The following is a 10,357-nucleotide window of genomic DNA, read 5'->3' as shown; positions in this document are numbered from 1 at the left end:
GTCCGAAGAGGAGCTGGCGCTGAGCCTGGCCCAGCTCGGCGGATACGCGCAGGACGACGCGTACGAGACCCTGCTGCTGCCGGTGGAGAGCGACGGCACGCTGAGCACCTCGACGCCGCGGATGTTCCGCTCGATCTCCTCCGCCGGCAGCGCGATCGCCAGCGCCCAGTAGTAGACGACCAGCGAGAACACCACCACCACGGCGATGTCCCACCACAGCGGCAGGTTCCCCTGCGCGCCCGCGCCGAAGGTGCCCTGCCAGGACACCACGCCCATGCCGAGCAGGTAGACCGGCAGCCACTGTCCGGCCCGGAAGTCCATCCGGGGCGCGTTCGGCATCCCCTTCGAGCGCGCGTACCAGGAGTACCCGCCGAGCAGCAGGTAGCCGATCACGATCGCCAGGCCGAGCCGCCACAGGGTGTCCCAGCCGGACCAGTAGATGACCAGGCTCGCCACCACGAAGGCCAGCGGCGAGACCACCGAGCCGCCGGGCAGGTGGTACGAGCGCTCCATCCCCGGCAGCCGCTTGCGCAGCACCCCGAAGGCCAGCGGGGCGCCCGCGTACATCAGCACCACCGCCGAGGTGATGAAGCCGACCAGCCGCTGCCAGCTCGGGAAGGGCAGGAAGCAGATCACCCCGGCCACCCAGGCGATGAGCAGGCCGAGCCAGGGCACCGCGCGCTTGTCGGTGGACTGCAGCGCCTGCGGAGCGTAGCCGTTGCGGCTCAGGCCGTAGGTGACCCGGGAGCTGGAGGTGATGTAGACCAGCCCGGTGCCGGCCGGTGAGACGACCGCGTCGATGAACAGCACGGTGGCCAGCCAGCCCAGGCCGATCAGGGTCGCCAGGCCGGCGAACGGCCCGCTGATCCCGGGGTAGTCGAGCGTGGTCCAGCCCTTGGCGAAGGTCTCCGGCGGCAGCGCGCCGATGAACACCACCTGGAGCATCACGTAGACGACCGTGCCGATCACCACCGAGCCGAGCACGGCGCGCGGGATGTCCCGGCGCGGGTTGCGGCTCTCGCCCGCCCACTGGATGGCCTGCTCGAAGCCGAGCAGCGCGAAGATCACCCCGCTGCTGCTGATCGCGGCGAGCACGCCCTTGGCGCCGTCCGGGGCGAAGCCGTGGACGGTGAAGTTGGAGCCGTGGAACTCGGTGAGGCCGAGCGTGATGATGGTCAGCACGGGGATGGCGACCTTCCACACGGTGGCCGCGCTGTTGGTGTGCGCGAGCAGCCGCACGCCGAGGAAGTTGACCGCGACGAAGACCCCGAGCAGCAGGGCCGCGACGACGAACCCCCAGCCGGTCAGCGTCAGGTCCTTGTTCAGCAGGCCGTCCGCCCAGCTCCAGTGCTGGGCGTAGTTGATCATCGCCTGCACCTCGATCGGCGCGATGGTCGCGGCCTGCAGCCAGGTGAACCAGCCGAAGGACATCCCGGCGAACCCGCCGAAGGCGTAGTGCGGGTAGCGCGCCGTGCCGCCCGCCACCGGGAACAGCCCGCCCAGCTCGGCGTGCACCAGCGCCAGCAGGATGATCGCCACCGCGCCGACGCCCCAGGACACCAGCGCCGCCGGTCCGGCCGCCACCGCCGCCTTCTGCGCCCCGAACAGCCAGCCGGAGCCGATGATCGCCCCGACCGAGGCCCAGAGCAGTCCGATGACACCGACCTCGCGCCGCAGCGCGGTGTGCCCCGAGCCGGGCGGATTGGAGGAGGAATGGGCCATGCTCGCACCTCTCATATATCGGGACAAATCCACCCCGACAGTGCCGTAGCCCCCACCCCTCCCCCATCGAAACGCGCGGCGCCCCGCACCCCCTCACCCGAACAGCCCGCCGGAACGGCCCACCGGGCACAGTTCCCGTGGCGTTCACCCGCCCGGCACGTGGAACTCACCGAGGGCGGGCAGGCTCCCGGCAGGGCTGAAGTTGGCTATACAACTTCAGCCGACACGACAGCCGTAGTGCCGCCGAGGAGAAGACCGATGACCGAGCTGCCGCCGTACTGGCTGCGCGACAACTGCCCGTGCGCCGAGTGCCGGGACCCGCGCAACGGACAGAAGCTGTTCCAGATCCACGAGCTGCCGCCGGACCTGGCGGTCGCCGCGAGCACGGAGGCCGACGGGCACCTGGAGGTGCTCTGGTCGGACGGGCACCGGTCGCGGTACCCGCGGGAGTGGCTCGACCAGGCGGACGGGGGCGACGGGCGCACCGAGCAGGACAAGCGGCTCTGGACGGCGGCGGACTTCGCGTCCGGCCCCCCGGAGGCGCCGTGGGAGGCCTACCTGACCGACCCCGCCGAGCGGGCCGCGGTGCTGGCCGCCGTACGGGACAGCGGCTTCGCCGTGCTGCGCGGGGTGCCGACCGTCGAGCGGCAGGTGCTGCGGGTGGCGGAGAGCTTCGGGTACGTGCGGGTCACCAACTACGGGGAGCTGTTCGACGTCCGGATCGAGCCCGCTCCCAACAACCTCGCCTTCACCAGCGTCGCCATCGCCCCGCACACCGACAACCCGTACCGGGACCCGGTGCCGACCCTCCAGCTGCTGCACTGCCTGGAGAACTCGGCGACCGGCGGCGACTCCGGGCTGGTGGACGGCTTCAAGGCCGCGGCGGTCCTCCGGGAGGAGGCGCCGGACGCGTTCGAGGTCCTCACCCGCACGCCCGTCCCGTTCGTCTTCCGCGACCGCCGCACCGAGCTCCGGGCCGACCGCCCGCTGATCGACCTGGACCCGCAGGGGCGGATCCGCGAGGTCCGGTTCAACAACCGCTCGACCGGCACCCTGCGCGGATCGGGCCTGGACGCCTTCTACGCCGCCTACCGCCGCTTCGCCGCGATCACCCTGCGCCCCGAGCTCCGGCTCACCTTCCGCCTCGGCCCCGGCGACTGCCTGGTCTTCGACAACACCCGCCTGCTGCACGCCCGGACGGCCTTCCAGCAGGACGGCCACCGGCACCTCCAGGGCTGCTACGCCGACCTCGACTCGCTGTCCTCCACCCTCGCCGTGCTGCGCCGCCGCGCCGCCGCGCTGGACGCGATCGCCGCGCTGTTCGCCGGCGAGGGCGCCGCGGAGTACCTGGGCGAGGAGGTCACCATGGCCGAGCACATGCTCCAGGCCGCCGCTGCCGCCGAGGCGGCCGGGGCGCCGGACCACCTGGTCGCCGCCGCACTGCTGCACGACGTCGGCCACTTCCACGGAGCCCTGCACGGAACGGATCTGATGCAGGGTCAGGACAACCGCCACAGCGACTCCGGGGCCGACTGGCTGGCCCGCTGGTTCGGCCCGGAGGTCACCGAGCCGGTCCGGCTGCACGTGGCCGCCAAGCGCTACCTGTGCGCGGTCGAGCCCGGGTACCGGGAGAAGCTCTCCGCGGCCTCCGAGTACACGCTGAACGTCCAGGGCGGCCCGATGGACGAGCACCAGGCCGCCGCCTTCGCCGAACTCCCGGGCGCGCGGGACGCGGTGGCGGTGCGGCGCTGGGACGAGCAGGCGAAGGCGGCCGGCGCCCCGACCCCCGGCTTCGCGCACTACCGCCCGCTGCTCGCCGCGCTCATGCGCTAGGGCCTGTCTTCAAGCTCCCGTCGTTCGCCCGGAGGGCGGGCGGGGCGGCGTTGGGGTGCGTGCATCGCAAGGCGGAGGTGGGGGCACCTCCCGGCCGGAGGCTGGGGGCGGAGCCACTGCGGAGCATTGGCGACCGACGACAACGCGGCGAGGTGCGTGCACCGGCGTCGCCCCGCAGACGCGAGTTTGAAGACAGGCCCTAGCCGACGAGCTCAGTCCAGCTCCCGCGCGTGCCGCGAAAGCGCCGACGTGGCCAGGGAGTTGTGCACGCTGAACGCCACCGTCCCGGGCAGGTAGCGGTCCTGGGACCACTCCACCGGCATGCCCGTCGGGTCGGTCGTGCGGCGCCGCTCGCGCAGCAGCGGACCGCCCCGGCGGCAGCCGAGCAGCCGGGCGTCCTCGGCGTTGGCCGGGACGATGTCGATGGTGTGGTCGGCGTCGGTGAACAGGATGCCGTGCTCGCGCAGCACTTCGGTGTGCGAGACCACGTCCGGCGGCAGCTCGGCGACGATCTCGCCGACCCGCGGCGGGTAGACGGTGCGCTCGACCATCACCGGGGTGCCGGAGAGCGTCCGCAGCCGGACGATGACGTACACCTCGGCCCCCTGCTCCAGGCGCAGTTGCTCGCGTTCGGCGGCGTCGGCCGGGCGGCGCACCAGCGAGTCGAGGATGCCGCCGGGCTCCTCGCCCATCGAGTACGCCCAGTGCGTGAAGCTGAGCAGTTCGGAGAAGCTCTGCACCCGGGCGCCGCCGAGGACCACCCGGCGGGTGCCGCGGCGGGAGGTGACCAGTCCGTCGGAGCGCAGCACCGCGAGCGCCTGGCGGACGGTGCCGCGGGAGACGCCGTACTGCTCGGCCAGCGCGCCCTCGGCGGGCAGCCGGCCGGCCTCGCCGTACGCGCCGGTGGTGATCGCCTCGCGAAGGTCGGCGGCCACCTTCCGGTACAGCGCGCCGGGGCGCTCCGCCGGGGGTTCCCCGGCCGCCGCGGGGGCCCCGGCCACCGGGCTCCCGTCCGCGGCCGGGGAGCCCTCGGGGCGCTGGGGCTCAGTTGCCACGTCAGTCAATGTCCCTCCTGGGGCGGTGTCCTGCGCAGCCGTACCGGCGCGGACAGCCCGACCTTACTCCGCTGCGCCTTCGAAGCATCGCACCGAACGGATCACGCTCCGATGGCCGGATTCCACCGTTCCCGCACCCGACCCCGGCGCTGGGCCGTCCGTTCACCTTCCCGTCACCGGACTCCGGCGTACTTACTGCCGTCAGCGAAGTTGGCTAGTCAACTCGGACGACGTCGATCGATCGCTCACCCGGTCGGTCCGCCGCCCTCCGCAAAGCCTCGCGAACCTCCGCAAGGCCTCGCGAACCCTCGCAAGGCTTCACGAACGTTCGCGGGCCGTCGCAGGCCTTCGCGAGCCTTCGCGAGACGCAAGCCCGCGGAACCCCCCGCGAGCGCCCCTCGCCGTACGCCCCCTTAACAGGAGACTTCCCCGTGACCGTGCACCGCGCCCGCGCCGCCGCCTTCGCGGCCGTCCTGACCGCCGCCGCGCTCTCCCTCACCGCCTGCGGCTCCGCCGGTTCGAGCGCCAAGTCCGGCGACGCCGCCCAGGGCGGCGCCAAGGACGCCAAGACGGCCACCTCCGCCGCCGACTTCGGCGGCATGGACGGCCTGATCGCCGCCGCCAAGAAGGAGGGCAAGCTGCACGTCATCACGCTGCCCCGGGACTGGGCGAACTACGGCAAGATCATCGACAGCTTCAAGGCCAAGTACGGCATCGAGGTCGAGGAGGAGAACCCGGACGGCTCCAGCCAGGACGAGATCAACGCGATCAACTCCCGCAAGGGCCAGGACCGCGCCCCCGACGTGGTCGACCTGGGCAGCGCCTTCGCCCTCCAGGCGGTCAAGGACGGCATCCTCGCCCCCTACAAGGTCGCCACCTTCGACAAGGTGCCGGACACCATGAAGGACGCGAACGGCGCCGCCGTCAACGACTACGGCGGCTACGTCTCCATCGGCTGCGACGCCAAGAAGATCGCCAACTGCCCGAAGACCTTCGCCGACCTGCTCAAGCCGGAGTACAAGGGCCAGGTCGCCCTCAACGGCAACCCGACCAAGTCCGGCTCCGCCTTCGGCGGCGTCTACGCGGCCGCGCTCGCCAACGGCGGTTCGCTGGACAACATCCAGCCCGGCATCGACTTCTTCGGCAAGCTGAAGCAGTCCGGCAACTTCAACCCGGTCGAGTCGACCCCGGCCACCGTCGAGAAGGGCGAGACCCCGATCTCGATCGACTGGTCCTACCTGAACGCCGGCTACACCGACGAGTTCAAGGACAAGGGCGTCGACTGGAAGGTCTCCATCCCGACCGACGGCTCCTACGCCCAGTTCTACAACCAGGCCGTCAACAAGTGGGCCCCGCACCCGGCGGCCGCCCGCCTGTGGCAGGAGTACCTGTTCAGCACCGAGGGCCAGAACCTCTTCCTCGGCGGCTACGCCACCCCGTCCACCTTCGAGGCCCTGAAGAAGGACGGCACCCTGGACGCCGCCGGCGCCGCCAAGCTGCCCACCGTCGAGAAGCCGTTCACCACCTTCCCGACCGTCGACCAGATCAACGCGGCCAAGAAGGTCGTCACCGAGAACTGGACCAAGGCCATCGCGGGCTGACACCCCGGCCACGTACCGCACTTCGGGCTGAGAAAAGGCACTCATGACCACGGCTCCCACCCCGGTGCCGACCACCCCCGCCGCCACCTCCCCCGGTGGCGGCGCGGGGGCGTCCGCCACCGCCACGACCACCTCCCCCACCACCACCGCCCCCGGCCCCCGGCGCCGGCCGCTCGCCCGCCTCGGCGGCGCGTCCTGGCTGGCGGCCGTGCCGCTGCTGCTGTTCTTCCTGATCGGCTTCGGCCTTCCCGCCGTCGCCATCGTGATCGGCGCGTTCACCACCTCCAGCGACGCGGAGAGCGGCGCCGGGCAGTTCACCTTCGACAACCTGACGGCCTCCGTCCAGGGCGGCTACCAGACGGCCATGCTGAGCAGCCTCAAGCTCTCCGCGCTGACCGCGCTGCTCGCCACCGCCCTCGGCCTGCCGCTCGCCCAGGCCGTCGTCACCTCCCGGCGCGGCTGGCTGCGCCAGGCGGTGCTCACCGCCTCCGGCGTGCTCGCCAACTTCGGCGGCCTGCCGCTCGCCTTCGCGTTCGTCGCCACCCTCGGCAACGCCGGCGAGATCACCAAGCTGCTGCACCTCACCGACCACGGCTGGACGCTGTACTCCTTCACCGGCCTGACCGTCGTCTACCTGTACTTCCTCGTCCCGCTGATGGTGCTCACCATCACCCCGGCCCTGGACGGCCTGCGGACCCAGTGGCGCGAGGCGGCCCAGAACAACCGGGCCACCACCGTCCAGTACTGGCTCCACGTCGCCCTGCCGATCCTGCTGCCCTCCCTGCTCGGCGGCTTCGTGCTGCTCTTCGGCAGCGCCTTCGCCGCCTACGCGACGGCCGCCGCCATGGTCGGCGCGACCGTCCCGCTGGTCAGCCGCTCGATCGCGGACGCGCTCTCCGGCAACGTGCTGGTCGGCCAGGGCAACCTCGCCCTCGCCCTCAGCCTCAACATGATCGTCGTGGCCGTCCTGGTGATGGCCGTGTACCTCCCCCTCCAGCGCCGGAGCGCCCGATGGCTCAGCTGACCACCCCCGCCCGCCCCGGCCGCCGCACCGTGCGCTGGTGGCGCGGAGCCGTGCTGCTGCTCGCCGGCGTCTACTTCCTCGTCCCGCTCGCGGCCTCCTTCTGGTTCTCGATCGACGACCCCCAGGGCATCTCCTTCGCGGCCTACACCGGGCTGCTCTCCGCCCCCGGCTTCCTGGACAGCCTCTGGCTGACCCTCGGCCTCGCCGTCGTCACCGTCGTGGTGCTGCTGCTCCTGCTCGTCCCGGCGCTGATCTCGGTGCGGCTCGGCTCGCCGAAGCTGCGCCCGGTGCTCGACGTGCTCTGCACCCTGCCGCTGGTCGTGCCGCCGGTCGCGCTGACCGCCGGCCTGATCGGCGTGCTCCGCTGGGGCCCGGACTACCTGATGGACACCCCGTTCTTCCAGACCTTCGTGTTCATCCAGGACCCGGACTTCCCGCTGGTGCTGGTCATCGCCTACGTGCTGATGGCCCTGCCGCTCGCCTACCGCGCCCTGGACGCCGGCCTGCGCTCGATGGACGTGCGCACCCTGGTCGAGGCCGCCCGCAACTGCGGCGCGAGCTGGCCGCGCGCGGTGTTCACCGTCGTCCTGCCCAACCTGCGCGGGGCGCTGCTGAACGCCTCCTTCCTCACCCTGGCCCTGGTGCTCGGCGAGTTCACCACCGCCTCGATCCTCGGCTTCCAGCCCTTCCCGGTCTGGATCTACTCGGTCGGCAACAGCCAGGCCCACATGTCGGTCGCGGTCTCCATCCTGAGCCTGCTGCTCACCTGGCTGCTGCTGCTCCTGCTGGCCACCGCCGGGCGCGAGCGCCGCGCCAAGACCGCCACCTCCTGAAACCCCCCGGAGTCACCAGTCATGACCACGGCCACCGCCATCGCCGCCGACGCCCCGCTCGCCCCCGGCAGCGCCACCGTCGAATTCCGTTCCCTGCGCCGCGCGTTCGGCACCACCACCGCCCTCGACGGCCTGGACCTGACCGTCCGCCCGGGCGAACTGCTCGCCCTGCTCGGCCCGTCCGGCTGCGGCAAGACCACCGCGCTGCGCATCCTGGCCGGCTTCGAGCAGCACGACTCCGGCGAGGTGCTGGTCGACGGCCAGGACATCACCGCGATCCCCGCGCACAAGCGCGACGCGGGCATGGTGTTCCAGTCCTACAGCCTCTTCCCGCACCTGACCGCGCTGGACAACGTCGCCTTCGGGCTGCGGATGCGCGGCACCGGCAAGGCCGAGCGCCGCAAGCGGGCCCAGGAGCTGCTGGAGCTGGTCGGCCTGCCGCACCGCGCCGACCACTACCCGCACCAGATGTCCGGCGGCCAGCAGCAGCGCATCGCGCTCGCCCGCGCGCTCGCCCTCCAGCCGCGCGTCCTGCTGCTGGACGAGCCGCTGTCCGCGCTGGACGCCAAGGTCCGCCTCCAGCTGCGCGAGGAGATCCGCCGCCTCCAGCAGGAGCTGGGCATCACCACCCTGTTCGTCACCCACGACCAGGAGGAGGCGCTGTCGATGGCCGACCGGGTCGCGGTGCTGCGGGCCGGACGGCTGGAGCAGTGCGCCGCCCCGTCCGAGCTGTACGGCCGGCCGGCCACCGCCTTCGTCGCCGAGTTCGTCGGCACCATGAGCCGCATCCCGTGCACCCGCACCTCGGACGGCGTCGAGGCGCTCGGCCGCCGGCACGCGGTGGACGGCGCGGTCCCGGCCGACGGCGAGCTCCAGGTGCTGGTCCGCCCGGAGAACGTCACCCTGACCCCGGCCGAGGACGGCCCCGCGCTGGTGGTCACCGCCTCCTTCCTGGGCGCCGTCACCCGGCTCACCGTCCGCCTGGACGACGGCACCGAGGTCAAGGCCGACCTGCCCACCGAGGCCGCCGCCGCGCTGCCGGCCGGCGCCCGGGCCGCGCTCACCCTGCCGGAGCGCCCGGTGCTGGTGGACCGCCGCGCCGCCTGAGAGCCTCGTACCTCCCCGCTCCGCCCGACGACGTACCGGCGGAGCACCGAAGAAGCGCCGACGAAGCGCCGGAGAACCACCGAAGGTACCGCCATGCCTGACACCGCCATGCCCGCGTCCAACGCGCTGCCCGCCGCCGTCCTGTTCGACATGGACGGCACCCTGGTCGACACCGAGCAGCTGTGGTGGCAGACCGCCGCCGAACTCGCCGAGGAACTGCGCCACCCGCTCACCGACCAGGACGCCCCCGAGGTGCTCGGCCAGGCCGTCGAGCACACCGCCGCCCACCTGCACCAGGTCAGCGGCACCGCCCTGAGCGAGGCCGAACTCGCCGCCCGGCTCGGCGAGTCCTTCGCCGCCAAGGTCGCCGCCGAGACGGTGCCGCGCCCCGGCGCGCTCGCCCTGCTGGCCGCGCTGCGCGACGCGGGGGTGCCGACCGCCCTGGTCTCCGCCTCCCCGCGCCGGGTGGTGGACCTGGTGCTGTCCGCCATCGGCCGGGACTGGTTCGCCGTCACCCTGGCCGCCGAGGACACCCCGCGCACCAAGCCCGCGCCCGACCCGTACCTCGCCGCCGCCGAGCGGCTCGGCCTGGACCCGGCCGACTGCCTCGCCGTCGAGGACACCCCGACCGGGGTCGCCTCCGCCACCGCGGCCGGCTGCGCCGTGCTCGCCGTGCCGTCCACCGCGGTGCCGATGCCGCGGGGCGGGCGGATCACCCTGCTCGCCAGCCTGGAGCAGGCCGACCTCGCCCTGCTCGGGAAGCTCGCCGGCGCCGGCGCGGTTCGACCCTGACATGCCCTATCTCCTGCTCGCCCTGGCCATCATCAGCGAGGTCTGCGCCACCAGCTGCCTCAAGCTCACCGAGGGGTTCACCCGGCTCTGGCCGAGCCTCGGCGTCGGGGTCGGCTACGTGCTCTCCTTCCTGCTGCTCGGCCGCGCGCTCAAGCACATACCGGTCTCGGTCGCCTACGCGGTCTGGTCCGGGGCCGGCACCGCGGCGGTCGCCGGGATCGGGGTGGTCGCCTTCGGCGAGTCGCTCGGGCGGCTCCAGTGGCTGGGGATCGCGCTGGTGATCGTCGGGGTGGTCGTGCTCAACCTCAAGGGCGGGCACTCCTGACGCCGCCCGCAATGCCGTTTCTGACGGTTCGTCAACTCTGAACCAGCTGGTCAACTCCCCTGCCG

The 10,357-nt window shown here is 72.7% G+C and carries 9 protein-coding genes; 7 read left to right on the top strand and 2 right to left on the bottom strand.

The features are described 5' to 3' along the window. Nucleotides 1–1,722, bottom strand: a 1,722-nt coding sequence (locus tag ACFU6K_RS18655; protein WP_380664319.1) for an APC family permease, incomplete at its 3' end; no start/stop codon positions are given. A gap of 258 nt (nt 1,723–1,980) precedes the next feature. On the opposite strand from ACFU6K_RS18655, the gene ACFU6K_RS18650 reads away from it, so the two are divergent. Further along, a complete protein-coding gene (locus ACFU6K_RS18650) occupies nt 1,981–3,555 on the top strand; it encodes a phosphonate degradation HD-domain oxygenase (protein ID WP_380664317.1) in 1,575 nt (524 codons plus the stop codon). A 212-nt stretch (nt 3,556–3,767) separates the two neighbouring features. Here the strand turns inward: ACFU6K_RS18650 and ACFU6K_RS18645 are convergent, their stop codons facing one another. Next, nucleotides 3,768–4,556 (bottom strand): GntR family transcriptional regulator, encoded by a 789-nt coding sequence (locus ACFU6K_RS18645; protein WP_380664321.1) that lies wholly within the window; start codon nt 4,554–4,556, stop codon nt 3,768–3,770. 485 nt (nt 4,557–5,041) lie between these two features. Between ACFU6K_RS18645 and ACFU6K_RS18640 the strand changes: the two genes are divergently transcribed. The 6 genes from ACFU6K_RS18640 (at nt 5,042) to ACFU6K_RS18615 (ending at nt 10,292) form a co-directional block, all read left to right on the top strand. Beyond that, nucleotides 5,042–6,211 (top strand): ABC transporter substrate-binding protein, encoded by a 1,170-nt coding sequence (locus ACFU6K_RS18640; RefSeq protein ID WP_380664315.1) that lies wholly within the window; start codon nt 5,042–5,044, stop codon nt 6,209–6,211. Between the two features lie 43 nt (nt 6,212–6,254). After that, nucleotides 6,255–7,235, top strand: coding sequence for an ABC transporter permease (locus tag ACFU6K_RS18635; RefSeq protein WP_380664313.1), 981 nt, complete (start codon nt 6,255–6,257; stop codon nt 7,233–7,235). Then, nucleotides 7,223–8,068 carry an ABC transporter permease gene (locus tag ACFU6K_RS18630; protein ID WP_380664311.1) on the top strand — a complete coding sequence of 282 codons (846 nt, stop codon included), beginning with the start codon at nt 7,223–7,225 and terminating at the stop codon, nt 8,066–8,068. The genes ACFU6K_RS18635 and ACFU6K_RS18630 overlap by 13 nt, the downstream gene beginning before the upstream one ends. A 21-nt stretch (nt 8,069–8,089) precedes the next feature. Next, nucleotides 8,090–9,175 carry an ABC transporter ATP-binding protein gene (locus tag ACFU6K_RS18625; RefSeq protein ID WP_380664309.1) on the top strand — a complete coding sequence of 362 codons (1,086 nt, stop codon included), beginning with the start codon at nt 8,090–8,092 and terminating at the stop codon, nt 9,173–9,175. 93 nt (nt 9,176–9,268) lie between these two features. Beyond that, nucleotides 9,269–9,967, top strand: coding sequence for an HAD family hydrolase (locus ACFU6K_RS18620; protein ID WP_380664307.1), 699 nt, complete (start codon nt 9,269–9,271; stop codon nt 9,965–9,967). 1 nt (nt 9,968) lies between these two features. Beyond that, nucleotides 9,969–10,292, top strand: a complete 324-nt coding sequence (locus ACFU6K_RS18615) for a multidrug efflux SMR transporter (protein WP_316527045.1) — start codon at nt 9,969–9,971, stop codon at nt 10,290–10,292. Nucleotides 10,293–10,357 lie beyond the last annotated feature (65 nt).

It is taken from the genome of Kitasatospora sp. NPDC057512, from assembly GCF_042802135.1.
GTDB lineage: Bacteria > Actinomycetota > Actinomycetes > Streptomycetales > Streptomycetaceae > Kitasatospora.
Note: the sequence above shows the minus strand (reverse complement) of the source record. Positions and strands in the feature narration are given on the sequence as shown.